Raw genomic sequence first — 24630 nt, forward strand, 5'->3', positions numbered from 1 at the left:
TCAGTCGACCTCGAGGGAGATGACTCCGTAGTCGTAGCCGCGACGGCGGTAGACCACGGCCGGACGCTCGCTCTCCTTGTCGACGTAGAGGTAGAAGTCGTGCCCGACCAGCTCCATCTCGTAGAGGGCCTGGTCGAGGGTCATCGGGACCGCGCTGTGGGACTTCTCGCGCACCACGAGCGGGCCGTCACCGGTCACGGTGATCGGTCCCACCTTGCGCTCCACGACGACGTCGTCGTCGGCGGTCGTGTCCTCGACCTCGGGCATCGAGGCCAGCGCCTCGCCGACCGAGACGTGGGCGTTGCGGCCCTTGTGCACGCGCCTCCGGTCGGCGGCGCGACGCATCTGCGCCTGCATCTTGTCGAGGGCCAGGTCGAGGGCGCCCATCTTGTCCTCGGCCGCCGCCTCGGCCCGGATCACCGGGCCCTTGGAGAACGCGGTGAGCTCGACCTTGGTCGACCGGTCGTGCTGTCGGGGGTTCTTCTCGAGCTCCACCTCCACCTGGACGCGCATGATGCGGTGGTCGTGCTTCTCCAGACGGGAGAGCTTCTCGGACACGTGCTCGCGGAACCGGTCGGACACCTCGCAGTGCCGTCCCGTGACCACAACCTCCATGTGAACCTCCTCAACTAGCGAACGGTCCGCACCCCTCCATTTCGCCGCGGCGGCACACCCGCCGGGGCAGGGTGGGATGGAGCCCGCCCGGCCGACCTGGTCTTCGACCCCACAACCGCCTGCTGAAGCGTTCGCAACTTCTCCGTCACTACTGGCCTTCTCCCGGCATCCGGCACATCTGGTGCCGGAGACGGGGCAGGACTTACTTCTAAGCCGCACCGTGATCGTCCGACGGACGGCGCGCTGCAGGACAGCGCAGTGCCCGGGGACTTACGTGGACCGTTTCGCCTGCGACTGGCATCGGCTTGCCTCGGGTCGGGCCCCACGCCGCACCTGACGGTGACGCGCGCAGCCCTCTCCGTGACGCAACCACGGACCCGGGCGGACTCCATGACAAGACGCTAGCCCCTCCACTGTCCCGGGCCAACCGCGGGGTCACCTGTCGGTCCGGCCGGGCCCGCGGCGGCGCGTGGCGGCCACGGCGGCGACCGCGACGGGCGGCAGGCCGACCGCCTCGAGCGCCCGCTGCGCCTCCCGCGCGGTCGACCCGGTGGTGAGCACGTCGTCGCAGACCACGACGTGCGCCCGGCCCCACCGACGCCCCACGCGGGCGAGGGCCGCGGACGGACAGTGCATCGAGCCGGCCATGTTGGCGGCCCGGCCACCGGCGTCGAGCCCGGCCTGGTCGGCGGCGCCGCGCGAGACGAGCAGCGGCGCGACCACCGCGGGACGCTCCCGGCGTACGCGCGCGGCGGCCCGGCGGACCAGCGCGGCGGTGGCCTCGTAGCCCCGGCGCCGACCCGCACCCGGCCGCGACGGCACCGGGACCAGCAGGAGCGGTACGTCCGGGTCGAGGTCGGCGGCGGCGCCGTGGACGGCCCGGGCGAGCAGGTCGCCGAGCACGCGTCGGTGACCCCACTGGCCGCGGTCCTTGTGACCGACCACCAGGGACCGCACGGCGCCGTCGTAGGCCTCGACGACCCACGGCGCCACGAGTCCGTCGGGCACGGGGGTCGGCCACGCCATCCGCGGGGTGTCGGCCAGGCCGCAGCGGCACGCCGGGCACAGCATCCGCCCCGGCCGGTCGCAGCCCACGCACCGGCTGCCGAGGAACAGGTCGAGGGCCTCGTCGAGCACCCGCCCATGCCAGCAGGAGGCGTCGTACGACGGCAACCGGGCGCGGCCCGGCCTGTGGATCAGCCGACGTAGGTGAGCGAGGTCAGGCCCGGGGCCAGGTCGGGCACCGTGCGCTCGGGCGTGGTCAGGCTGACGACCTTGCGTCCGGCCACGGCGTAGACCTCACCGAGCTCGACCGGGGTGGAGACGAGCGTGCGGATCCGTCCGCGCAGGCTCGTCGCGCCACCGGTGGAGATCTCCCCCGGCGCCCCGTCGACCGACACCGTGCGCACCTGGGCGAGGTCGTCGGTGATGATGTCGCGCAGCACCGACACGGTCGTGGGCGAGCGCCAGGCGACGTCGCGGATGCGGGCGGTGTCCTCCGCGGGCAACGAGAGCTGCTGGGGATCGGTGAAGCCGATGACGGCCCCGGCGGCGTCGTGCCGGACCCGGACGGCGACGACCCGGTCGGTCGAGCCACGGCGCGCGACGGCCACCAGCCGGCTGCCGTCGCGCGAGACGATCAGCTCGCTCAGGCGTCGACCGGTGAGGCCCGGCACCTCCACCTCGCCGGCCACCCCGTCGACGACCTGGATCACCCGGGCGCGCCCGCCGTTGCGGTCGAGCACCCAGATCCGGTCGCGGTAGTCCCAGTGCGGCGCGGCGAGGTCGACGGCGCCCGCGACGACGGTCGTGACCTCGCCGGTCGGCGCGTCGGTGGGGGCGACCACCAGGTCGGCGCCCGTGGAGGTCACGCCCGCGACCCGGGCGCCCGCGAGGTTGACGCCGATGGAGCGGAGGTCGACGGCGGGCTCCTCCTGCCCGAGCGGGCCGAGGGTGGGGCTGAGCTCACCCATCCGACCGGCGACGACGCGGCCCCGGTCGAGGGCGTAGAGGTCGGTGCTGGCCGGGACGCCGTTGGGGTCGTAGGCGCTGCCGAACTGGAGGCTGACCTGGGGGGACCCGCTGGGGCCGACGATGGTCCGGCCGCCGATGCTGAGCTGCACCGCACCGATGCGCGGCTCCTGCCGCAGGGTCCACACCAGCTGCGCCAGCATGCGCTGCGTGGTCAGCTCGTCCACGGCGTCGGGGTCGCCGGACAGGGAGACCTCGGCGACGCCGGACACGATCGGCACCGACAGGCCGTGGGTGGTGCCCGGCGGGAAGTAGCTGCGCGCGACGTCCTCGAGGTCCGCCGACGACGTCGTGAGCAGGCCCCGCACCAGCGAGGACGCGAGCTGCTCGCCGCGCGGCACGAACACCGGCTCGGGGACGAGCACCTCGGACGTCGGGTCGAAGTAGTAGAGCGAGGCCCGCTCGTACCAGTCGTCGAACCACGACTCCGGGACGATGAGGGCGTCGGGCACCTGGTCGATGCGCCACTCGCCGTCCTCCTTGACGAGGCCGATCGACAGCGTGGCGCCGTCCTCGGTGCGTTCCCAGGCTCCGCGCGCGTCGTAGGTGTTGACGTCGGTCAGCGGGAGCCGGACGGACGTGCCGGCCGTGGCGTCGCCGAGCTCGCCGTAGGTGATGATCTGCTTCTCGGGCACCCACGCCTCGGCCGCCTCGCGGGAGAGGAACTGTCGGGCGACGCGGGCGCTCACCGGGGTGGCCGTCATGGCCTCGAAGAAGCCGTCGACGATCTCGGACGTGGCCTGGCCGGCCTGCGGGGGCCGCGGGTCGAACGAGATGCCGGGCACGTCCTCGGTGGTGCCGGTGCCCTCCGACTCCTGCACCGGGCCCGACGTCGGCATCCGCACGCAGCCGGCGAGCAGGGCCGTCACCAGGACCGTCACCAGGACCGTGCCCGCCGCCCTCAGGGACGCCCTCCGGTCGCTCATGCCGTCTCCCGGGCGTCGACCGGCACCAGCGGCAACGGCGAGTGGCGCAGCTGCGTGCCGAGCTGGCGGGGCAGGGTCAGCCGGAACTGGGCGCCCTCGCCCGGGCGGCCCCAGGCCTGCAGCCACCCTCCGTGCAGGTGGGTGTCCTCCAGGGAGATGGAGAGACCGAGGCCGGTGCCGCCGCTGGTGCGGGCCCGCGCCGGGTCGGCGCGCCAGAACCGGTTGAACACCATCGCCGACTCCCCCGGGCCGAGGCCGACGCCGTGGTCCCGCACCGCGATGGCCGCCGACTGGAGGTCGGCACCGACGAAGATCTCGACGTCACGGCTCTCGGCGTGGTCGATGGCGTTGGTGACGAGGTTGCGCACGATCCGCTCCACGCGGCGTACGTCGGCCTCCGCGACGCACGGCACACCGGGGTCGTGCAGCACCACGCGGGTGTCGCGCTGGGCGGCCAGCGCCGACGTCATGTCGACCACGCGACGGGCCACGTCGACGAGGTTCACGTCCTCGGTCTCGAGCACCGCGGCCCCCGCGTCGAAGCGGCTGATCTCGAGCAGGTCGGCCAGCAGCGTCTCGAAGCGGTCGAGCTCCTTCTGGAGCAGCTCGGCGGCGCGACCCGTGACGGGGTCGAGGAACGGCTTGGCGTCGTGGATGACGTCGCTGGCCATCCGCACGGTGGTGATCGGGGTGCGGAGCTCGTGGGACACGTCGGAGACGAAGCGGCGCTGGAGCCGGCTGAGCTCCTCGAGCTGGCGGATCTGCTTCTGGAGGTTGGAGGCCATCTGGTTGAACGACGTCGCCAGGCGCGCCAGGTCGTCCTCGCCGGTGACGCGCAGCCGCTCCTGCAGCTGCCCGGCCGCGAGGCGCTCGGCCACCCGGCGGGCCATCCGGATCGGGGTCACCACCTGCCGGGTGACCAGCCAGGTGAGGCCGGCCACGAGCAGGAGGAGCGGCACGCCCGCGATGAGCATCGCCCGAGAGACCAGGGCGAGCGTCTCCTGCTGCTCGGCCAGCGGGTAGAGGAAGTAGAGGGTGTAGGTGTTGTCGTCGGCCGGGAGCCGGACCTGGCTGCCGACCACGATGCCGGGGCCCTCGGGCAGGCCCTGGATCGGCCGCGTGGTCTGGATGTCGGTGTAGGTCCATGCCGTCGGGGCGAGGGAGTCGAAGCGCGCCTGCATGGACTCCGGCACGCTGGAGAGCTCGAGGCCCTCGGTGAACTTCGCACCACCATCGGCCAGCCGCAGCCCCTCGTTGACCGGCGGTGACAGCACGACGGCGAAGCCGGCCGTGGCCCCGCGCGCCTGCAGCGGCTCGACGAGCGCCTGCTGCTGCGCCGACTCGTCGACGTCCACGCCGAACGCCGCGGCCAGCGCCTCGCGGGCCGCCTCCGTCTCGCCCTCGGCCTCCTGCACGACCGCCTCGACCCGGTGGTCGAGCAGCCCCTCGCGGGTCTGCTGGATGAGGAACCACCCGACGATGCCGACGACCGCCGCGGACAGCAGCACGGTGCTGACCACGACGCGTGCCTGCACCGAGCGCCGCCAGAAGGCGGGCCCGTGCCGCATCACCGGTGGCAGCCGGTCGCGCATGCTCACCCGCGGATCCCTATGACTTGCCGGCCTTGTAGCCCACGCCGCGCACCGTCACGACGACCTCGGGGTTCTCCGGGTCGTGCTCCACCTTCGAGCGCAGCCGCTGCACGTGGACGTTGACCAGGCGGGTGTCGGCGCTGTGCCGGTAGCCCCAGACCTGCTCGAGCAGCACCTCGCGGGTGAAGACCTGCCACGGCTTGCGGGCCAGGCAGACGAGGAGGTCGAACTCGAGCGGGGTCAGGTTGATCGCTTCGTCGCCGCGCGTGACCGAGTGGCCGGCGACGTCGATCGACACGTCGCCGATGGTCAGCCCCTCGTCGGGAGTGACGTCGTTGCGACGCACCCGCGCCCGCACGCGGGCGATGAGCTCCTTGGGCTTGAACGGCTTGACGATGTAGTCGTCGGCGCCGGACTCGAGGCCGACCACCACGTCGATGGTGTCGCCCTTGGCCGTGAGCATCACGATCGGCACGCCGGACTCGGCGCGGATCTCCTTGCAGACGTCGATGCCGTCCTTGCCGGGGAGCATCAGGTCGAGCAGCACCAGGTCGGGCCGGTAGTCGCGGAACGCGTCGAGGGCCACGTCGCCGCGGCCCACGATGCGGCTGTCGAACCCCTCCTGGCGGAGCACGATGGAGAGCATCTCCGCCAGGGAGGCGTCGTCGTCGACGACGAGCACGCTGCCGCGTGCGGGTTCGGCGAGGTCGGTCATGGCGCCAGTCTATTGGGGCGCCATGACCGGCCTCAGCCGAACGCCGGTGCTGCTCAGTAGCGGTAGTGGTCGGACTTGAAGGGGCCCTCCACCGGGACGCCGAGGTAGGCGGCCTGCTCCTTGGTGAGCTCGGTCAGCTCGACGCCGAGGGCGTCGAGGTGCAGCCGGGCGACCTCCTCGTCGAGGTGCTTGGGCAGCACGTGCACGCCGAGCTCGTAGTCGTCGGCCTTGGAGAACAGCTCGATCTGCGCCAGCACCTGGTTGGTGAAGGAGTTCGACATGACGAACGACGGGTGGCCGGTCGCGTTGCCCAGGTTGAGCAGGCGGCCCTCCGACAGCACGATGATCTTCTTGCCGGGCTTGCCGTCCTCGTCGGGGAAGATCCACTGGTGGACCTGCGGCTTGATCTCGTCCTTGACGATGCCGGGGATCTTGGCCAGGCCGGCCATGTTGATCTCGTTGTCGAAGTGGCCGATGTTGCCGACGATCGCCTGGTGCTTCATCTTGTGGAAGTGCTCGACGGTGATGATGTCGAAGTTTCCGGTCGTGGTGATGAAGATGTCGGCGGTCTCGACGACCGACTCGAGGCGCTTGACCTCGTAGCCGTCCATCGCGGCCTGCAGCGCGCAGATCGGGTCGATCTCGGTGACGATGACGCGGGCACCCTGGCCGCGCAGCGACTCCGCGGAGCCCTTGCCGACGTCGCCGTAGCCGCAGACGACCGCGACCTTGCCGCCGATCATCACGTCGGTGGCGCGGTTGATGCCGTCGATGAGCGAGTGGCGGCAGCCGTACTTGTTGTCGAACTTGGACTTGGTGACCGAGTCGTTGACGTTGATCGCCGGGAAGAGGAGCGTGCCCTCCTTGAAGCGCTCGTAGAGCCGCAGCACACCGGTGGTGGTCTCCTCGGAGACGCCCTTGACCATGGGGGCGCGCTTGGTCCAGCGCTGCGGGTCGGACTCGAGCGAGCGGGCCAGGACGCGCAGCACCTCCTTGAACTCCTCGTTGTCGGTGGAGTCCTGCGACGGCACGGCGCCGGCCTTCTCGTACTCGACACCGAGGTGCAGCAGCATGGTGATGTCGCCACCGTCGTCGAGCAGCATGTTGGGGCCGCCCTCGGCGAAGTCGAAGACCTTCTCGGCCTCGTCCCAGTACTCGGCGAGGGTCTCGCCCTTCCAGGCGAAGACCGGGACGCCCTGCGGGTCCTCGGGGGTGCCGCCCTTCGAGGGCGGGCCGACGACGACCGCGGCGGCGGCGTGGTCCTGGGTGGAGAAGATGTTGCAGGTGGCCCAGCGGATGTCAGCGCCGAGGGCTGCGAGGGTCTCGATCAGCACGGCGGTCTGGATCGTCATGTGCAGCGAGCCGGCGATGCGGGCGCCCTTGAGGGGCTGCTCCTTGCCGTAGCGCTCGCGCATGGCCATCAGGCCCGGCATCTCGTGCTCGGCGAGCTCGATCTCCTTGCGGCCGTAGGCCGCGAGGTTGAGGTCGGCGACGTTGAAGTCCATCGGTTGTCTCCTGGTGTGGTGGAGCAGTCTGCGCCGCACATCTGTGCGTCGTCGGGATCTCCCGCGCGGACCAGAAGAGGGTAGGACGGCTCTCAGCGATTCTGGGAATCCTCGGCGGGCGGGTCGGCGTGCTCCGTGCCGCGTCCCTCGGCGCGCTGGTCGGAGCGCTGCGTGCCGTGCTCGTCGGCCTGGTCCGCAGCGTGCTCGTCGCCGTGGTCTGCGCCGTGCCCGCCGCCGATGCCGAAGGCGTGCAGCACGGCCAGGATGATCCCGCCGACCACCAGTCCGACGATGCCGGACAGGAGGGTGTTGAGCAGCCAGCCGAGGAGCGAGCCGAGTGCCCCGCCGACGGCGTCGTGGACCGCCACCTCCCAGTGGTGGATCAGGTCGTAGGGCGCGTGCAGGACGTCGCCGACGGCGGTGCCCTCCAGGAGACCGTCGTGGCCGCCGATCTCGTAGAGGCTGACCAGGAAGATGTGGCCACCGACCCAGAGCATCGCCAGCGTGCCGATCAGCGAGATCGCGGTGAGCAGCCGCGGCATCGCCGAGACCAGCGCGAGGCCGACGCGCTGCGCCCGCTTGGACGGCTTCTCGGCGAGGTGGAGGCCGACGTCGTCCATCTTCACGATCAGCGCGACGACGCCGTAGACGAGGACGGTGATGAGCACCGCGACGGCGGCCAGGACGATCGCGCGCATCCAGATGCTGGCGTCCGGGTCCGACCCGACGACCTCCTTCAGCGCGATGACCATGATCTCCGCGCTCAGGATGAAGTCGGTGCGGATGGCACCGGCGACCGTCTTCGCCTCGTGCTCGGGGCTCAGCTCGCCCGTGCTGGTGAGCTCCGCCTCCGCCTCCTCGGCCACCGGCTCGTGGCCGGCCACCTTCTCCCAGACCTTGTGCGCGCCCTCGTAGGCCAGGAAGCCACCGCCGAAGATCAGGATGGCCGGCAGCAGCTGGGGCAGGAACTGTCCCAGCAGCACCGCGGCCGGCAGGATGAACAGCAGCTTGTTGCGCAGCGAGCCGATCGCGATCTTCTTGATGATGGGCAGCTCGCGGGCGGCCGGGGACCCGTGGAGGTACTGCGGGGTGACGGCCGTGTCGTCCACGACCACGCCCGCGGCCTTCATGCTGGCGCGCCCGGCAGCGGCACCGACGTCGTCGACGCTGGCTGCTGCGATGCGCGCGAGCGCGGCGACGTCGTCGAGAAGGGCGAACAGTCCGCCGGCCATGGGCGATCCTTCGGGTCAGAGGTGTCGTGCTCGGTGGTGGGTCGTGCCGTCGAGCAAGCCTATCGGCGGTCCGCGTGCAGCTCGTAGGCGAGCAGCTCGGCGTAGGGCGGGAAGGAGCCGCTGGTCACCTCGCCCGTCGGGCGCCAGCCGTGCTTGTGCCAGAAGCGTCGCCCGCGCGCGTTGCCCGCGTAGACGAAGAGCCTCGGCCGTACGACGCCCTCGGCGCGCAGTCGCTCGACCAGCTCGTCGTGGGCGGCCGTGGCCAGCCCGCTCCCCCAGGTGTCCAGGGCGGTGCCGAAGTGGAGGACCTCGTCGCCCGCGATCGCCGCGAACCCGGCGACCCGGCCCTCCTGCTCGACGACGAAGCACGCGACCAGCGGGTCGGCGACCTCCTCGCGCCACCGCGTCGCGATGGCCTCGCGCGGGAACGGGTAGCGGTCCTGCGGGAACACCTCCGACAGCCCGGCGACCGCAGCAGGTTCCTGCACCGCCAGGACCGCCGGCACGTCGGACTCGCGCATCTCGCGGAGGACGGGGCGACTCGGCATGGCGGGACAGTAGCCTCGCCCGATGCCGACACCGTCACCCCTCGCCCCGTCCGACACGGCCGACCACGTGTGGTTCGTGGAGGAGCGGGAGTACGCCCGCCACGAGGCCCGGCGCGATCGTCGCCACGCCTTCGAGCACCTCGACCCGCGACGCACGGCGCTCGTGGTCGTCGACGTCGTGCCGTTCTTCGTGCGCGAGTCGGCGTACGTCCGCGGGATCGTGCCGCGGGTCAACCTCCTCGCCGCTGGGCTCCGGGCCGCGGGCGGCGTGGTGGCGTGGGTGGTGCCGGGCTACACCCCGCCCAGCGCCAAGGACCGGGAGCTCTTCGGTGACGAGGTCGCCGAGCTCTACGCCCGGTCCGGGGGCGACGGCCCTCCGCAGTCGCGGCTTGACCCATCCCTCGCGGTTGCTCCTCACGACCTCGTGGTCGAGAAGACCGCGCGCAGCGCCTGGTCCCCCGGCTCGTCGGACCTCCCCGACCTCCTCGCGGCCCGCGAGGTGGACACGCTCCTGGTGACGGGCACCGTCACCAACGTCTGCGTCGAGCACACCGTGCGTGACGCGAGCGCCGCTGGGCTGCGCGTCATCCTGGTCGCCGACGCGTGCGCAGCGATGCGCGACCAGGACCACAACGCCACCCTCCACGTCGTCCACCGCTCCTACGGCGACGTTCGCCCCACCCACGAGGTGCTCGACCTGGTGGCCTCCGGGCCCCGTGGCTGACGGCCTGGTCGTAGCCGCTCTCGCTGGTCGAGGAGGGACGAAGTCCCGTCACCCCTCGTCGGTCGAATAGCCCGCGAGGAACGAGCGGGCGTATCGAGACCCCGGGACCCGCTGGTCGAGTAGCCCGCGAGGAACGAGCGGGCGTATCGAGACCTCGCACCCCCGCTGGTCGAGTTGCCCGCGAGGCACGAGCGGGCGTATCGAGACCCGCACACCCCCTGGTTCCTCGTTGGTCGAGTAGCCCGCGAGGAACGAGCGGGCGTATCGAGACCCCTCGCCCGCCGCCCTCGTTGGTCGAGCAGCCCGTGAGGAACGAGCGGGCGTATCGAAACCCCGCACCCGTTGCCTCCTCGCTGGTCGAGTAGCCCGAGAGGAACGAACGAGCGGGCGTATCGAGACCCCGCACCCGTTGCCTCCTCGCTGGTCGAGTAGCCCGAGAGGAACGAACGAGCGGGCGTATCGAGACCCCGCACCCCCGCTGGTCGAGCAGCCACGCGTCCGAAAGTCGCCCAGCGACCGTCCACACCCGGGCCGTTTCGACAGCGGCCGCTGTCGGTGGTCCACCGTATAATCGAACACATGATCGAAACGCTGGCAGGGTCCGGAGCAGGTGAGGTGCAGGACCTCACCGCCTCCGACCTGCTCACTGCGATCCGCGACCGGCGCCGTGACGAGGAGCGGGCAGCAGCCGACCAGCTCGTCCTGGCCGCGCAGTGGGCGGACCTGCACCCGCCGGAGTCGATCCACGACGCGGCCGTGTTCTCGATCCCCGCCGGCGGCCGGGAGCACGAGGAACCCATCGCGGGTGAGGGATGCCCGCTGGTGGCCGAGTTCTGCGTCGCCGAGCTCGGCAGCGTCCTCGGGGTGTCCACGACGGCGGCGAAGAAGCTCATCGGCCACGCCCTCGAGCTGCGCCACCGCCTCCCCCGCCTGTGGGCCCAGGTCTACGCCGGCCGGGTCCCAGCCTGGCGGGCCCGCGCGGTGGCCGAGACCACCATCCACTCGTGCCCGTCGCTGACCCGTGAGGCGGCGGCGTTCGTCGACGCCCAGGTCGCCGCCGTGGCCGGGAAGGTCGGCCCCGCCCAGCTCGACCGGCTCGTCGCGGAGGCGATCAAGCGCTACGACCTCGCCGAGCCTGACCCGACAGCGGATCCGGAGGACGGTTGGCTCCACGTCGACCCCCGCCACGCCAGCATCGACACCCAGGACGTCCACTACGCCGGGACGATGCGGATGGAGGCCGAGCTCGGCATCGCCGACGCTCTCGACGTCGACCGCGCCCTGGCCCACGGTGCGGCCACGTTGAAGGCACTCGGGTCCACCGAGTCGCTGAACGTCCGCCGGGCCAAGGCCCTCGGCGACCTGGCCCGCACCCAGACCGCCCTCGACCTCCACACCCAAGGCGTCACCGCGGCCGAGTCCACCGACACCAGCACCGACAGCGACACGGGCGCCGACCCGCAGCGCCTGCCAGCCGCGCGGGAGGTCGTGCTGCACGTCCACTTCGCCGCCAACCTCGACGGCTTGTCGACGGTGTTCGGTCCCACCGGACGGCTCGAGGAAGGCCAGCGGCTGGTGCTGCTGGACCAGATCAAGTCGTGGTGCGCCGACACCCGCACCAGGGTCACCATCAAGCCCGTCATCGACCTCGACGCCGACCTGGCGACCGAGGCCTACAAGGTGCCCGACAGGCTGCGCGAGCAGGTGATTCTCCGAGACCGCACCTGCGTCTTCCCCTGGTGCACCAGACCGGCCCGGCGAGCCGACATCGACCACATCATCCCCCACGACCCCGACGCCGCCGCAGAAGGACGCGAGCAGCCCGGACCCACCGCCACCTGGAACCTGGCCTGCCTGTGCCGGTTCCACCACCGGTTGAAGACGCACTCGGCCTGGCGCTACGCGATGGTCTCAGCCGGGGTCTTCGAGTGGACCAGCCCCCACGGCCACCGCTACCGCCGCGACCACACCGGCACGAGCTCGATCGACCCAGCTGATCCTCCCGGCATCCCGCGACCCCGCCGACGATGACCCCGCCCCGCACCCCGCCACCACCCAGATGGCGGGGCCACAGGCACGTTCCGGACCAGGGTGCGGCGTCCGGCTGCGAGGATGCCGGCGTGGCTGACTACACCGGCGACGACTTCTACTGCGACGTGGCGATCCCCCGGGCCGTCCCGCTGGACGTCGTGCACGAGGACGACCTGGTGCTCGCCTACCACCACACCCGCCCCTTCTGGCGGGTCCACCTCGTGGCGGTGCCCAAGCGGCACATCGCCTCGTTCACGACGGTCGGCCCAGACGACGAGGCCGACATCCGGGCGCTCCTCGCGGTCGCGCAGCGGCTCGCCCGCCAGGTCGAGGTGGAGCACGGCGCGGCCGCCGTGCTGACTAACCTCGGCACCTACCAGGACTCCAAGCACCTCCACGTCCACGTGCACTCGGGACCGCAGGTCCGCGCCTGAGTGTCGGTCCCCCTCGCCACACTGACGGCGTGGACACCCGCGCACTGCTGACCGGCCTGGCCGCGACCATCGACGCCCACGACTGGGAGGGGCTGCCCGCCCTCCTGCACCCCGACTTCACCTGTCGGCTGGTGCACACGGGCGAGGTCTTCGACCGGGACGGCTGGGTGCGGCTCAACGCCGACTACCCGGGGTTCGACCGCATGCACGTCGACGACCTGGTCGTCGAGGGCGACCGCGGGGTGCTGCGGGCGCGAGTGACGGGGACGGACGGCGCGGGCGAGCGGCTCGAGTTCGTCGTCGCGAGCTTCGCCACGGAGCGCGACGGACTCCTGGTCGAGCTGGTCGAGGTATGGGCCGACGTCGACCAGGTGCCGCCCGAGGGCACGCGGCCCGTAGCCTGAGCCGGTGCTGCCCGAGCCCACTGCACGCCTGCGGTTCCGCCCCATGCGCAGGAGCGACCTCGACGACATGACGGCGGTCCTGTCCGCCTTCGACCCGGTCCGCCCCGGCGAAGGCCGCCGTACCCGCGACGACGCGGTGCGGTGGATCGAGTGGCAGGAGCGCAACTACGCCGAGCACGACTTCGGGCTGTGGGTCGTCGAGAAGCACGACGGCACCTTCGTCGGCGACTGCGGCCTGACCGTGCAGGACGTCGAGGGCGTCCCGCACGTCGAGGTCGGCTACCACGTCCTGCCCGAGCTGCGCCGCCAGGGCCACGCCACCGAGGCCGCCCGGTCCGTGCGGGACTGCGCCGCCGCGAACGGCGTCGAGCACCTGGTCGCGCTGATCCGGCCCGAGAACACGCCGTCGCAGGGTGTCGCCCGCAACCTCGGCATGGTCCTCGAGCGCACGGCCCACGTCCACGGCGCAGAGGCGTTCGTGTTCGGCATGCGGCTCGGGCAGTCCTGACGAACAACGGAGCCCCGGTCCAACCGCGCACGGCAGTCGGACCGGGGCCCCGTGGAGTCACCTCAGGGGTGGGGTCACCTCATCTTCTTGGCGGTGAGCTTGGCGAGCGGCTTGACGCTGGCCACCGGCACCGCAGCGTCGTCGACGGCGATGACGTTGCCGATCCTCTTGCCGTCGCGGACCACGACGGTGCTGGCGTAGTTGGTGGTCGTGGAGAACGTCGACTGCAGCTCGAAGGTCAGGGACTCGTCGCCGAGACGCAGGTTCTTGCCCTTCGTCAGTGCGAGCGTGGCCCCCGTCTCGGGCTGGGTGTAGGTCGCGCACTTCTTGACGTACTTCTTGTACGAAGCCATGACGGCCTTGGCCTTGGCGACGGACTTGAGCTCGACGACACCGGTCTGCACGATGGGGTACACGGTGGCGGACGATCCGGCCGTGCTCGTCCCGGACTTCACCGACTGCGTCGTGGTCTCCTCGCAGGTCTTGCCCGGCACGCCGATCCGCTTGGTCTTCTCGGTCGTGAACTGGGCGTCGGCGAGCTCGGGGAACGCCTTGACGATGTCCTTCTGGCTGGGCGCGTCCTTCGCGGTCACCGCCGCCTGGGCCGGGGTGGCCGAGACGAGCAGGACCGCGGCGAGGCCGGCGGCGATGGACAGGGAGGTGCGACGCATGGGTGCTCCTGAGAAAGGTGGGAATGACGCTGTGCCCAGCCGTCCTACCCGTTCACACGCGGATCAATCCCCTGCCGGCCGATCCGTTGCGCGATCCGGGTGCACCTAGTCCTCGACGAGCCCGACCCGGAGGTACTCAGCGGCGTAGGTGCCGCTCAGCAGCAAGGACGCGTAGCGCGCGACCTCGGCGTCGGCGTCGGTCTCGAGCACCTCGACCCGTACGCCGTGGCGCGCCGCGGCCGCCTTCAGGTGGCCCGTCTGCTCGCGCACGACCGGGTCGTCGGACCGGTCGTCGAGGATGAGCAGCAGCGGACGCAGGTCACCGGGCTCGTCGGCGAACGGGTCGGCGAAGACGTCGTGGGGCCGGGTCGCCTCGATGACCGGCAGCAGGTGCTCGGCGTCGCCGGCGATCGCGGAGCGCCCGCTCGTACGACGCAGCAGCTCGGCGAGCCGGCGGGCCGCCCGGGCGGCGAGCACGGAGCCGCCCCACACGAGCGGGTTGGTGTCGGCCATCGCGATCGCCAGCATCTTGGCGGGGTTGACGGCCAGGTCGCGGTGCGGCGAGCAGGCCTCGGCGACGCGGTCGAGGGAGGTGGCCACCGACTCGGCGTCGGCGCGCGGCCCGAGGTGGACGTGGGCGAGATAGTCGAGCATCACGACGGCGGTTGCGAGCTGGTCGCCCGTCACCGTCGGCAGCACCGTGACGTGCCGACCGGCGGCGTGCTCGCCCACGAGCGAGCGCTCGGGGCACGCGACCACCACCTGCGACCCGCGGCGCACGGCCTCGGCGACGGCCGACGCCGACCCGTGGTCGTTGCCCTCGGGCGCGAGCATCACGACGAGGTCGAGCGAACCCGCCCACCCCGGGAGGCCGGGGTTGGGCCATGCCACGAACGGGACCGGGCACCACGGCTCGAGCACCGCGCGGAGCAGGCGGGAGTCGGGTCCGGCCGCGATCACCGCGCGCGGCCGGGCCTCGTCGCGACCGCGGGCGATGGCCTCCGCGGTCGCGGCGGCGGCCTCGTGGGCCTCACGGCGCACGCGCGAACCGCTCTCGGCGAGCGTGCGCAGCCGGAGGTCGACCGTCTCCAGCACCCCGGCGTCGTCCAGCCGGGCCTCGTCGAACCAGGTCGCCACGGGAGGCTCCTCAGGTCTCAGGCGGGCTTGCGGGCCTCGTCGACCAGCAGGACCGGGATGTCGTCGCGGACCGGGTAGGCGTTGCCGCAGCCCTGGCACACGAGCTCGTCGACGCCGTCGGAGGAGGCGGGAGACAGCTCGCCGTGGCAGGCCGGGCAGACGATGATGCTCAGCAGCTGCTGGTCGATGTTCACGCCGATGATCCTAGGGGGTGCCCGGGCCCGTCAGTCAGTGGGCGTGAGGACGCGCAGGTGCCCGCGCTTGGCGCCGCGGGTCGGGTCGTCGGTGGAGTGCAGCGGCACCGGCGCGGGGGCGGGTCGACCCGCCTCGCGCACCGCGTCGGCCAGGGCCAGCAGGTCGTCGCTGCTCGGACCCTGGGCCGTCGGGTCGGGGGCGAGCCGGAGCACCTCCCAGCCGCGCGGGGCCGACAGCCGCTCGCTGTGCAGCTCGCAGAGGTCGTAGGCGTGCGGCTCGGCGTACGTCGCCAACGGACCCAGGACGGCGGTCTGGTCGGCGTAGACGTAGGTCAGCGTGTTGACCGCGGGACGGCCACACGCCGTCCGCGAACAACGACGGGCAAGGCTCACGGCGCCGACGCTACCCGGCGTGCACACGCCGGGCGCTTAGGCTCGCGGCGTGGACATCGGCAGGGGCGACGAGGCGGGCACGCAGGCGGCCGGCGGGACCGGCGGGCGCCGGCACCGCACCCGGGACCGCCGGGGACGCGGCATGCGCGGCCCGGGGGTGCTGCCCGAGCGACCCGGCACCCCGGTGCTGCGGACCGCGAGGCAGCGCTTCGACCAGCTCGTGCTCGACGTGGTCACCCCGCTGGACGAGCGGTGGCAGCGCCACCTCGGCCTGGTGGAGTACGCCGTCGAGGACGCGCCGATGCTCCCGGACGACTGGCCCGACGAGACGGTGCCGCTGTCGTCGCTCGTGCGCGGCAAGGGGCAGGAGCCCACCCGGCTGGTGATCTTCCGGCGCCCGATCGAGCACCGCTCGACCTCGCACGACGAGCTCGAGGCGATGGTGCACACCGTCGTCGTGGAGCAGCTGGCCGAGCTGCTCAACCTCACCCCGGGCCAGGTCGACGAGCGCTACGCCGACTGACGACCGCCTACCGCTGGGCGGGGCGCACGTCCGCGACCTCGCTGGTCGTCCCCAGCTGCGCGAGCGGCAGGACCGAGAGTCCCCGGTCGCTGACCTCGACGGAGACGACCGCGCCCGTGCGCTGCACGCGCACCTGCGCGAGCACCGCCTCGTCGGGCACCCGGATGCGCGCCGCCGTGGCCGGGTCCACCTCGACGCGGCGCTCGCGGACCACCGCGTCGCCGTCGGAGTCCCAGGCCCGGAGCGTCACCACGCCCGGGGCGCTCGCCCCGGTGACGACGACGCGCTTGGACCCGGCGGGCAGGGCGACGGCGGCGTCGCCCTCGATCGTGGACCCGGCCGACGTCAGCGCGAGGTCGGAGGCGGTCCGGGTGCGGAGCGTGGCGGTGACCGGCCCGGTCGCCTCGAGCCGGAGCGCCTGCACGTCCTGGAGGTTGCGCCCGCGCAGCACGCCGCTGAGGTCGACCTCGGTGACCGACGCCGGGTCGAGGCTCACCTCCTCGACGCCCGCCGGGGCGAACTCGCTCTCCTCGCTGACCAGCTCGAGCGCGACCCGCACCTCGCTGTCACCGGGGTTGGCCAGGGTGAGGACCCGGTCGGCGGCGGTCGTCCCGACCCCGGCGACGTACGACGTCGGGGCGGGCGCGGCCTGCGCGGGGAGCCACTCGCGGACCGGACGGTCGCGACCGACCGGGTCGACCACGTCGACCACGCTGGAGGCGAGCCGGCCGCGGGAGACGCTGACCCGCAGGGCCAGGGCGTCGCGGTTGGGCGCGACGACCGCGAGGTCGAAGGAGGTCGAGCGGCCGCCGGGCACGCGCACGCCGCGGAGCGCGGGCACGTCCACGACCCCGCTGCCGTCCCAGACGGTGACGTCGGCGACGGCCGGGCCGCGGTCGGGGTTGATCAGGGTGAGGGTCGAGGTGTGCTCGGCGGACGCGCCGACGCCGGTGAACCACCGCTCGGGGGCCGGCTGGTCGCACCCGGTCGCCGAGCCGCCGCCGGAGCGGGAGGCGACGAGACCGGGCGCCAGCTCACCGCTGCCGTTGACGACGACGTACTGCCGCTCGGTGCGGGCCGCCACGCCACCGGAGAGTGCCTGGGTGTCGTCCTGGCGGCCGACGCGCAGCGCCAGGTCGCCCGAGGCCAGCGCGGTGGTGCCCATCCTGACCTCGTCGGCGCCGGGCAGCCGGGCCGGGCACACCACGGTGACCCGGTCGAGGGCGGCCTCGGACGGGGCGAAGGACGTCGGCGCCTGCTCGGCCGGTCGCACCAGGGCGAGGGCCGCGACGGTGAGCAGCGGGATGAGCACGGCGAGGACCGTCACCGGTGACGGGCGGGTGCGGGTGGACTCGGCCGCGCGGCGGCGACCGCCACCGGGCTGCGTGGGCTGCATGGACTCCGTGGGCTCCGTGGACTCTGTGGACTCGGTGGGCTCAGGCATCGCGGCCCCCTCCCCGGCGCTGTCGGACGGTCGGGGCCGCGAGCACGAGGGCGAGCACGATCGCCAGCCCCTGCACGACGAGCAGCACGGTGCGCCACCACGGGCTGGGGCCGTCGAGGGACGCCGGGTCGAGCGGGCGGTCGACGCGCCAGGCGCGCGTGGTGCGGTCCTCCGCGCTGGCCTGCTCGAGCCCCGCGGTGGCGTCGAGCAGCGAGGAGATCCGGCCGTCGGCGGGCGAGGCGAGGACGACGTACTCCACGCCCCGGGCGCCGAGGTCGGCCACCACGGTGGGTGTCGGCGCCGACACCAGGTCACGCACGTCTTGGGTGAGGCCGGCGTCCTCGTCGGCCAGGGTGAGGATCTCGTCCTCCCCCACCGTCGTGCCGTCGTCGCGCCGGATGCGGTAGGTGACGCCGTCGTCCACGGAGCCGGTGAGCACCAGCACGCCGTGCTCCTGGCCGAGCAGCGAGCTCTGCTGCATGTAGACCGGGACGGACTGCTCGGCGTCGCGGGCGAGGACGTCGCCCTCCTCGGAGGTCAGCCACCAGCCGAGGCCGCCGAGGGGCACGGCCGCGGCCACCACGGCGAGGGCGGTGGCGAGGCCGCGCTGCCACCACGGGTGGTGGTCGGCGAGCCGGCGCAGGTAGGCGTCGGCGCCGAGCACGACGGCCACGACGGACGTGCCCTGGAGGATCACCACGAAGAGCCCCAGGCTCGGACGGGTGGTGACCGACGGCAGGTCGAGGGTCACGTGCGACAGCACGCCCGAGACGACAGCCGCCGCCAGCGCCACCAGCCAGCAGATCAGCACCGACACGCGCGTACGCCGCGGGACCAGGGCCGCGACGGCCAGCAGGCCGAGCACGACGCCGAGCCACCAGGGGGCGCCGAGGTCGTTGAGGCGGCCGGTCACCAGGCCGCCGAAGGTCACTTGGTCGACCGTGAGGCGCCCGGCCTCCAGCAGGAACCCGGCCGTCGAGCCGGTGGTGACGAGCGGGACCAGCCAGGGCGCGAGGAGCACCGGCGTGGCGGCGACGGCGACCACGGGCGGGCCCCAGCTGTCGCGCTCGCGCAGCAGCCGCGGCGCGATGACGGCCGCCGACCCCAGCACCACCGCGGTCGCGAGCAGGGCGAAGAGCCAGAGCCCGGGCACGAACGCGGCACCGAGGGCCAGCAGCAGCGCCGTGCGCCAGGCCGCGCGCCAGCGGCGGTCGCGGTCCGGGTCGACGAAGCCGAGCGCGGCGTGCGCGGTCCACGGCAGCAGGGCCGCGACCGCGACGGTCCCGAACCGGCCCTCGCTCCACGCCCCGGAGGTCACCGGGACGAGGGCGTAGGTCAGCGCGCCCCACACCACGAGCCAGCGCGGCAGGCCCAGCGGGTCGACGAGCCGGCCGACCACCTTGAGCAGGCGCCACGCCCCCCACGCCGCCACGGGGACGGCGAGCAGCATGAGGCCGGAGACGACGGCCCCGGTCTGGCCGAGCAGGAGGGAGGCGGCCAGCGCGAACGGCAGCACGTAGGCCGGTGCGGGCACATCGGTGCCGGTGCCGAGCGGGTGCCAGCTCGACACGTGCAGCCGCCACCAGTCCGCGGCCGCGTCGGGCACCGGCGACAGCGCGCCGCCGGTGATCGTCCCGAACGCCTCGCGGGCGGCGAGCAGCGACAGCACGCCGAAGAGCGCCAGGACCACCGCGACCGGGCTGGTGAAGAAGCGGGCGACGAAGCCGGTGTCGGTGAGGTAGGCGTCCTCGTCGTCGTCCTCGGAGGTCCCGCGACGTGCCTCGCGCACTCCGGGCCCGGCGCCGGGCGCGTCCGCCGCCCTGGCCAGGCGGCGACGCTCCGCGACGTCGGCGGCCTGGTTGGTGGCGGCCGAGGCGAGGTCGGTGACGAAGTCGAGTCCGTGGCGGTAGGGCAGCCACCCCGGCGCCAGCAGGCGGCGTACGTCGGCGGGGTCGCCCTGCCGCAGCCTGGCCCGCTCGCGGCGCGCGGCCAGGAGCTGGCGGGGGCGTCCGTGCACGGACAGCGCGGCCGCGAGCTCGTCGAGCGCCTCCCCCACCGAGCGCACCGCGAGGAAGCCGACGACCCGCAGCAGGGACCCGAGGAAGAGCCGGACGTACTGCCAGGCGAACCCGCGCGAGGAGACGTTGGCGAGCGAGGTGAGGAGCGCGGCGCGGCGCTCCTGGTAGTGGGTGTGACGCCCGGTCAGCGGCGTGCGTCGGATGCCGCGGTGCGCGGCCTCGGCGTGGAACACCACGGCCTGCGGCACCACGAGGGTGCGGTGACCGGCCAGCGCGGCGCGCCACCCGAAGTCGATGTCGTTGCCGAAGATCGGCAGGTCCTCGTCGAGCCCGCCGAGCGACTCCAGCACCGAGCGGCGCACGAGCATGCCGGCGGTGTTGACCGCGAGCACCTCCCGCACCGCGTCGTGCTGGCCCTGGTCGTACTCCCCGCGCTCCAGGCCGGTCTCGCGGTGGCCCGTGCCGGTGATGGTCAGGCCGACCTCGAGGAGGCGTCGCAGCGAGGGCCACTCGCGCAGCTTGGGGCCGAGGATCGCGACCGAGGGGTGCTCCCGGGCCGCGGCGAGGAGCTCGGCCAGCGCCGTCGGGGCCGGGTTGCTGTCGTCGTGGAGCAGCCAGATCCACTCGTCGTCGCCGGCCTGCGGCGCCAGGTCCAGGCCGTGGCGCACCGCGGCGGGATAGCTGGTCGAGCCGGGCACGACGTCGACGACGGCCTGCTCACCGAGGGCGCCGCGGACGAGCGAGACGCTGTCGTCGCGGCTCGTCGTGTCGACGGCCACGACCCGGTCCACCGGGTGGGTCTGCCCGGTCAGACCGGTCAGGACTGCTGGGAGCCATCGCGCCCCGTCGTGACTGACGAGAAGCGCTGTGACGGTCACCGGAGAACCCTAGCGAGGTGCTCCGCGCTCCATGAAACCGCCGGAGTGCTGCGGGGGACGGGCCGGACGGACCGGCCCGACCTCAGACTGCGCGCTTCTTCAGCTTGCGGCGCTCGCGCTCGGAGAGACCGCCCCAGATGCCGAAGCGCTCGTCGTTCATCAACGCGTACTCGAGGCAGTCGTCGCGGACCTCGCACGTCAGGCAGACCTTCTTGGCCTCCCTGGTGGAGCCGCCCTTCTCGGGGAAGAACGCCTCAGGATCCGTCTGCGCGCACAAGGCGCGGTCCTGCCAACCGAACTCCTCGCCCTCAGGCTCGAGAAGAAACAGTTCTGCTCTCATGGCTGACGCCCTTTCGACCCTGTTTTCAGAACTGGACGAGACACTGGAACCAACGTAACGACACTGTGGGAATTACATGCCTGTCGTACCCCCCAAGTCAAGCCCGGATCTGATATGGCCATTCTGCTTCCGGCAGGCTGTCGCTATGTCATCATCCGCGTCCACGCTCCGTCGTATCACCGTCCTGTCCGGCGGCGTCGGCGGGGCCCGCTTCCTCCAGGGACTCTTCCACGGCCTGCGCTCCGGCGTCGTCCCGGGCGGGTCCGCCGACACCGAGGTCACCGTCGTGGCCAACACCGCCGACGACTGGTGGATCCACGGGCTCAAGGTCTGCCCCGACCTCGACACCGTGATGTACACCCTCGGCGACGGCATCGACGTCGAGCGCGGGTGGGGTCGCCGCGACGAGACCTGGAGCACCCGCACCGAGCTCGAGGCGTACGGCGTCGAGCCGACGTGGTTCGGCCTCGGCGACCGTGACATCGCGACGCACCTCGTCCGCACCCAGATGCTCGAGGCCGGCTACACGCTGTCGCAGGTCACCGAGGCACTGTGCCGCCGCTGGCTCGCACCGGCGTACGGCGCGAGCGTGCGGCTGCTGCCGATGTCCGACGACCGGGTCGAGACCCACGTCGCCGTCGCCGATCCCGACAGTCCGAGCGGGCGGCGGGTCGTCCACTTCCAGGAGTACTGGGTGCGGCTGCGCGCCGCGGTGGCGGCCGAGGCGGTCCTGGTCGTCGGCCAGGACGCCGCCACCCCCGCGCCCGGGGTGCTCGAGGCCGTCGCGGAGGCCGACCTGGTGGTCCTGCCGCCGTCCAACCCCGTCGTCTCGGTCGGCACGATCCTCGGCGTGCCCGGCGTCCGCGACGCGGTCCGCGCGACCTCGGCACCCGTCGTGGGCCTCTCCCCCATCGTCGGTCCCTCCCACGTGCACGGCATGGCGGCGCAGATGCTCGCGAGCATCGGGGTCGAGGTCAGCGCCGGCGCGGTCGGGGAGCACTACGGCGCACGCGCCGCGGGCGGGGTGCTGAACGGCTGGCTCGTCGACGAGCGCGACGCCGCCCAGCTGTCCCGCCTGGAGCAGGCGGGGATCCGGGCTGCGGCGGTCCCGCTCATGATGTCGGACCACGACGCGACCGCGGCGATGGCGGCCGCCGCCGTCTCGCTCGTCACTGCCCCCGCATGACCCCCCGGCTCGAGGTGTGGGCGCCGGACGGGATCCCCGAGGTCTCCGCCGGCGACGACCTGGCCGGGCTGGTGCTCGACGCGCTGGGCGGAGGCGCCGGGCTCGCCGACGGTGACGTCCTGTGCGTGACCAGCAAGGTCGTCAGCAAGGCGGAGGGGCGGGTGCGGGTGGGCGACCGTGACGCGGCCGTCGAGGAGGAGACCGTCCGCGTCGTGGCGCGCCGGGGCCCGATCCGCATCGTGCGCAACCGCCTCGGCCTCACCATGGCCGCCGCCGGCGTCGACGCGTCCAACGTGGCCGTCGGGTCGGTCGTGCTGCTTCCCCTGGACCCCGACCGCTCCGCGCGCACGCTGCGGCGCGAGGTGCGCCTGCGCACCGGCCGCAACGTGGCGGTCGTCGTCACCGACACGTCGGGCCGCGCCTGGCGCGAGGGCCAGACCGACATCGCCATCGGCGCAGCCGGACTGGTCGTCGCCGAGGACTTCGGCGGTCGCACCGACCCCCACGGCAACCCGCTCGCCGTCACCCTCCCGGCCGTGGCCGACGAGATCGCCGGAGCCGCCGAGCTGGCGCAGGGCAAGCTCGCCGGGCGACCGGTCGCCGTCGTGCGCGGACGCGCGGACCTCGTGTTGCCGCCCGGGGAGGACGGCGCCGGTGCCACGTCGCTCGTGCGCCCCGACGGTGGCGACTTCTTCGGCTGGGGCGCCCGCGAGGCCGTCGTACGCGCCCTGGCCGGGGACGACGCGGACCGGGCCCCGTTCGGGGCGCCCGCCGCGCCCGAGGAGCTGCGCGCGGCGCTCGGCCGCGTGGTCGGCGCCGACCGGCCGCCGTCGTCCGGGCTCGCGCCGACCCACGACGACGACCCCGGACGCGCCGTCGTACGCCTGCCGGGCGGCGCGGACCGGTCCGCGGTCGCCGCTGTGTGCTTCGCCCACGGCTGGCGGATCACGGGGTGGGAGCAGGCCGGAACCGACGTCGTGTGCGACGTGTCACCTGTGACTACGTAGACTCTGCCAGCGCGGACGCATGCGTCGCGCCCAGCAGGACCCCCCAGCAGTCGACCGAGAGACACCGAGCACCGTGGCCAAGCAGGCAAAGACCGACCGTCAGGCGGTCATCGACTCCATCCGCTCCCAGCAGTCCAAGCGCGAGAACCGGCGCGGACTGGCGATCGTGGGCGTGTGCGTCCTCGTCGCCGTGCTGATCGTGGGCGCCGCCGCGTTCAAGCCCATCAAGGACTGGTGGGACCTGCGGGCCTACGCCTCCGACTCGCTCGGCGAGATCGGCGCCAAGGCCTCCGTGTGCCAGGACGTCACCACCAAGACGGCCGAGGGCAGCCAGGACCACGTCGAGGTCGGCACGCCGATGACCTACCCCGACGCCCCGCCGGCCTTCGGCCAGCACTGGAACCTGTGGGACAGCATGGAGCGCAAGCTCTACACCACGTCGGACCGGCCCGAGCTCGGTGAGCTCGTGCACAACCTCGAGCACGGCTACACGATCCTCTGGTACGACGAGACCATCGCCGACGACGAGGGCCAGATGGACGTCCTGCGCGGCATCGCCTCCAAGCTCCAGGGCACCGACAACCTGCGTGACAAGTTCAAGGCCGTGCCGTGGACGTCCGAGGACGGCAAGGACTTCCCCAAGGGCCAGCACGTCGCCCTCACCCACTGGTCGCTCGGCGGCGTCGGCGAGACCGACCCGTCCAAGCAGGTCGGCGTCTGGCAGTACTGCTCCGAGGTGAGCGGTGACGCGCTGGAGACCTTCATGGAGGACTACCCCTACATGGACTCCCCGGAGCCCAACGCCGTCTGACGGCCCGACCCGATGGCCACGACCTTCACCGAGGTCCTCGCCGCCCAGCTGCGGCGCGACCCCGGACGCCCGCTGCTGACGTTCTACGACCACGCGAGCGGCGAGCGGGTCGAGCTGTCGGTCACGACCTACGCCAACTGGGTGGCGAAGGCGTCCGGCCTGCTGACCGACGTCGCCGACCTCGAGCGCGGCATGTCGCTGCGCGTCGACCTCCCGCCCCACTGGCTCTCGCCCGTCTTCCTCGGTGCGGCCTGGACGGTCGGCCTGCGGGTCACCACCTCCGACGAGCCCGACGCCGTGGTGTGCGGCCCCGAGGGCCTCGACGCGTGGGCGCAGCGGGCCGGCACCGTCCCGGTGCTGGCGTGCAGCCTGCGCCCGCTGGGCGTACGGTTCGCCGAGCCGCTCCCGGCCGGCGTGCTCGACGTGGGTGTCGAGATCTGGTCGCAGCCCGACGGCTTCACCGCCTGGGACCCGCCCACCGGCGACGACCTCGCGACGGACACCCTGACCCAGCGCCAGCTCTTCGGGCCGCCGTCCGAGCGTCCGCACGACCTGACGGCCGCCGTCGGGAGTGATCTCACCGACGGCGGCCGTCTTCTCTCGGTGGCCGACCCGGCTTCCCCACCAGGAATGGCCACCTTCACCGAGCCCCTCGGACGAGGAGGCTCGCTGGTCCTTGTCCGCAACCCCGACCCGGCTCGCCTCGACGACGTCCACGACGCCGAGAGGGCGACCGCGCGGGCCTGATCGCGCTGCTCTCCTG

The 24630-nt window shown here is 73.1% G+C and carries 25 protein-coding genes; 10 read left to right on the forward strand and 15 right to left on the reverse strand.

All coding sequences use genetic code 11. From position 1 onward, the window contains the following. From hpf to NCI01_RS11145, 8 genes are all read right to left on the reverse strand, one after another. Positions 1 to 615 carry a ribosome hibernation-promoting factor, HPF/YfiA family gene (gene hpf / locus NCI01_RS11110; RefSeq protein ID WP_254181543.1) on the reverse strand — a complete coding sequence of 205 codons (615 nt, stop codon included), beginning with the start codon at positions 613 to 615 and terminating at the stop codon, positions 1 to 3. Positions 616 to 1050: 435 nt separating this feature from the next. Further along, the gene (locus NCI01_RS11115) at positions 1051 to 1752 is read right to left on the reverse strand and encodes a ComF family protein (RefSeq protein ID WP_254181544.1); all 702 of its coding nucleotides are present in this window, start codon (positions 1750 to 1752) and stop codon (positions 1051 to 1053) included. Between the two features lie 59 nt (positions 1753 to 1811). Next, entirely contained in the window at positions 1812 to 3572 is a 1761-nt protein-coding gene (locus NCI01_RS11120) for an LpqB family beta-propeller domain-containing protein (RefSeq protein ID WP_254181545.1), read from the reverse strand. Next, positions 3569 to 5164: an MtrAB system histidine kinase MtrB gene (gene mtrB / locus NCI01_RS11125; RefSeq protein ID WP_254181675.1), complete on the reverse strand. Its 1596-nt coding sequence runs from the start codon at positions 5162 to 5164 to the stop codon at positions 3569 to 3571. Before mtrB ends, NCI01_RS11120 begins: the two co-directional genes overlap by 4 nt. A 16-nt stretch (positions 5165 to 5180) precedes the next feature. After that, the gene (mtrA, locus tag NCI01_RS11130) at positions 5181 to 5879 is read right to left on the reverse strand and encodes an MtrAB system response regulator MtrA (protein ID WP_254181546.1); all 699 of its coding nucleotides are present in this window, start codon (positions 5877 to 5879) and stop codon (positions 5181 to 5183) included. A 53-nt stretch (positions 5880 to 5932) separates the two neighbouring features. Further along, positions 5933 to 7384, reverse strand: coding sequence for an adenosylhomocysteinase (gene ahcY, locus NCI01_RS11135; RefSeq protein WP_254181547.1), 1452 nt, complete (start codon positions 7382 to 7384; stop codon positions 5933 to 5935). A gap of 92 nt (positions 7385 to 7476) precedes the next feature. Continuing rightward, complete coding sequence (locus NCI01_RS11140) at positions 7477 to 8616, reverse strand: DUF808 domain-containing protein (protein ID WP_254181548.1); 1140 nt, start codon at positions 8614 to 8616, stop codon at positions 7477 to 7479. A gap of 59 nt (positions 8617 to 8675) precedes the next feature. Beyond that, complete coding sequence (locus NCI01_RS11145) at positions 8676 to 9164, reverse strand: GNAT family N-acetyltransferase (RefSeq protein WP_254181549.1); 489 nt, start codon at positions 9162 to 9164, stop codon at positions 8676 to 8678. A 22-nt stretch (positions 9165 to 9186) separates the two neighbouring features. Between NCI01_RS11145 and NCI01_RS11150 the strand changes: the two genes are divergently transcribed. The 5 genes from NCI01_RS11150 to NCI01_RS11170 all read left to right on the forward strand — a co-directional run bounded on the left by NCI01_RS11150 (position 9187) and on the right by NCI01_RS11170 (position 13265). Continuing rightward, positions 9187 to 9888 carry a cysteine hydrolase family protein gene (locus NCI01_RS11150; RefSeq protein WP_254181550.1) on the forward strand — a complete coding sequence of 234 codons (702 nt, stop codon included), beginning with the start codon at positions 9187 to 9189 and terminating at the stop codon, positions 9886 to 9888. A 579-nt stretch (positions 9889 to 10467) separates the two neighbouring features. Next, positions 10468 to 11919 carry an HNH endonuclease signature motif containing protein gene (locus tag NCI01_RS11155; protein WP_254181551.1) on the forward strand — a complete coding sequence of 484 codons (1452 nt, stop codon included), beginning with the start codon at positions 10468 to 10470 and terminating at the stop codon, positions 11917 to 11919. A gap of 89 nt (positions 11920 to 12008) precedes the next feature. Continuing rightward, the gene (locus NCI01_RS11160; protein ID WP_254181552.1) at positions 12009 to 12353 is read left to right on the forward strand and encodes an HIT domain-containing protein; all 345 of its coding nucleotides are present in this window, start codon (positions 12009 to 12011) and stop codon (positions 12351 to 12353) included. Positions 12354 to 12382: 29 nt separating this feature from the next. Further along, positions 12383 to 12757, forward strand: coding sequence for a nuclear transport factor 2 family protein (locus NCI01_RS11165; RefSeq protein ID WP_254181553.1), 375 nt, complete (start codon positions 12383 to 12385; stop codon positions 12755 to 12757). 4 nt (positions 12758 to 12761) lie between these two features. Beyond that, a complete protein-coding gene (locus NCI01_RS11170; protein WP_254181554.1) occupies positions 12762 to 13265 on the forward strand; it encodes a GNAT family N-acetyltransferase in 504 nt (167 codons plus the stop codon). A 74-nt stretch (positions 13266 to 13339) separates the two neighbouring features. On the opposite strand, the gene NCI01_RS11175 is transcribed toward NCI01_RS11170, so the two are convergent. From NCI01_RS11175 to NCI01_RS11190, 4 genes are all read right to left on the reverse strand, one after another. Continuing rightward, on the reverse strand, positions 13340 to 13936 hold the full coding sequence (locus tag NCI01_RS11175) for a hypothetical protein (RefSeq protein WP_254181555.1): 597 nt from the start codon (positions 13934 to 13936) through the stop codon (positions 13340 to 13342). Positions 13937 to 14041: 105 nt separating this feature from the next. Further along, a complete protein-coding gene (locus NCI01_RS11180) occupies positions 14042 to 15073 on the reverse strand; it encodes an SIS domain-containing protein (RefSeq protein ID WP_254181556.1) in 1032 nt (343 codons plus the stop codon). A gap of 17 nt (positions 15074 to 15090) precedes the next feature. Next, on the reverse strand, positions 15091 to 15267 hold the full coding sequence (locus NCI01_RS11185; protein ID WP_254181557.1) for a Trm112 family protein: 177 nt from the start codon (positions 15265 to 15267) through the stop codon (positions 15091 to 15093). A gap of 30 nt (positions 15268 to 15297) precedes the next feature. Then, complete coding sequence (locus NCI01_RS11190; RefSeq protein ID WP_254181558.1) at positions 15298 to 15660, reverse strand: DUF3499 domain-containing protein; 363 nt, start codon at positions 15658 to 15660, stop codon at positions 15298 to 15300. Between the two features lie 49 nt (positions 15661 to 15709). Between NCI01_RS11190 and NCI01_RS11195 the strand changes: the two genes are divergently transcribed. Beyond that, complete coding sequence (locus NCI01_RS11195; protein WP_254181559.1) at positions 15710 to 16183, forward strand: metallopeptidase family protein; 474 nt, start codon at positions 15710 to 15712, stop codon at positions 16181 to 16183. Between the two features lie 7 nt (positions 16184 to 16190). On the opposite strand, the gene NCI01_RS11200 is transcribed toward NCI01_RS11195, so the two are convergent. From NCI01_RS11200 to NCI01_RS11210, 3 genes are all read right to left on the reverse strand, one after another. Beyond that, positions 16191 to 17627 carry a DUF5719 family protein gene (locus tag NCI01_RS11200; protein WP_254181560.1) on the reverse strand — a complete coding sequence of 479 codons (1437 nt, stop codon included), beginning with the start codon at positions 17625 to 17627 and terminating at the stop codon, positions 16191 to 16193. After that, the gene (locus NCI01_RS11205) at positions 17620 to 20523 is read right to left on the reverse strand and encodes a glycosyltransferase (protein ID WP_254181561.1); all 2904 of its coding nucleotides are present in this window, start codon (positions 20521 to 20523) and stop codon (positions 17620 to 17622) included. The genes NCI01_RS11200 and NCI01_RS11205 overlap by 8 nt, the downstream gene beginning before the upstream one ends. A gap of 82 nt (positions 20524 to 20605) precedes the next feature. Continuing rightward, complete coding sequence (locus tag NCI01_RS11210; protein WP_056605988.1) at positions 20606 to 20863, reverse strand: WhiB family transcriptional regulator; 258 nt, start codon at positions 20861 to 20863, stop codon at positions 20606 to 20608. Between the two features lie 145 nt (positions 20864 to 21008). Here NCI01_RS11210 and cofD point away from each other — a divergent pair, with 145 nt between their 5' ends. From cofD to NCI01_RS11230, 4 genes are all read left to right on the forward strand, one after another. Then, the gene (gene cofD / locus NCI01_RS11215; RefSeq protein WP_254181562.1) at positions 21009 to 22049 is read left to right on the forward strand and encodes a 2-phospho-L-lactate transferase; all 1041 of its coding nucleotides are present in this window, start codon (positions 21009 to 21011) and stop codon (positions 22047 to 22049) included. Then, positions 22046 to 23056: a coenzyme F420-0:L-glutamate ligase gene (gene cofE, locus NCI01_RS11220; protein WP_254181563.1), complete on the forward strand. Its 1011-nt coding sequence runs from the start codon at positions 22046 to 22048 to the stop codon at positions 23054 to 23056. The genes cofD and cofE overlap by 4 nt, the downstream gene beginning before the upstream one ends. 73 nt (positions 23057 to 23129) lie before the next feature. Then, entirely contained in the window at positions 23130 to 23867 is a 738-nt protein-coding gene (locus tag NCI01_RS11225) for a DUF3105 domain-containing protein (protein ID WP_254181564.1), read from the forward strand. A gap of 12 nt (positions 23868 to 23879) precedes the next feature. Next, positions 23880 to 24614 carry a TIGR03089 family protein gene (locus tag NCI01_RS11230; protein WP_254181565.1) on the forward strand — a complete coding sequence of 245 codons (735 nt, stop codon included), beginning with the start codon at positions 23880 to 23882 and terminating at the stop codon, positions 24612 to 24614. The last annotated feature ends 16 nt before the right edge of the window (positions 24615 to 24630 follow it).

The sequence above is a fragment of the Nocardioides pinisoli genome, assembly GCF_024199985.1.
GTDB classification, from domain to species: Bacteria; Actinomycetota; Actinomycetes; order Propionibacteriales; family Nocardioidaceae; genus Nocardioides; species Nocardioides pinisoli.